This is a genomic window from Methylobacterium sp. J-048 (genome assembly GCF_022829515.1).
Classification (GTDB): domain Bacteria; phylum Pseudomonadota; class Alphaproteobacteria; order Rhizobiales; family Beijerinckiaceae; genus Methylobacterium.
This window is the reverse complement of record NZ_JAKSYL010000274.1, coordinates 1-359: the sequence shown is the minus strand read 5'-3', so window position 1 is coordinate 359 and position 359 is coordinate 1. Positions and strand designations below refer to the sequence as shown.

The following is a 359-nucleotide window of genomic DNA, read 5'->3' as shown; positions in this document are numbered from 1 at the left end:
TTGAGAGCTTCGAACCTCTGTCCGAGCAGGCTCGCTGGGCTCTGAACGGGCTGACGCTCAAGGTCCGGCAGGTCGGTGCACGCCAGGATCTGATCCAGGAAGGCGACAAGCCGGACAACCTCCTGCTGATTCTCGACGGCTTCGCCTGCCGCTACAAGATTCTCCCGGACGGTCAGCGCCAGATCAGGGCCCTCCCGGTACCGGGTGATTTCTGCGACCTCAACGTCTTCATCCTCGCTGAGATGGACCACAGCATCCGCACCATCTCGACGTGCCAGGTCGTAGACATCCCCCGTCGTGCTATCGACGATATCACGTCGCACCATACTACTTGCGCTGGGGCTTCTTGGTGGGGCTCC

The 359-nt window shown here is 61.6% G+C and carries 1 protein-coding gene; it reads left to right on the top strand.

The window, feature by feature from the left end:
- On the top strand, positions 1–359 hold a 359-nt coding region (locus MKL09_RS27175; RefSeq protein ID WP_244025109.1), incomplete at both ends, for a Crp/Fnr family transcriptional regulator.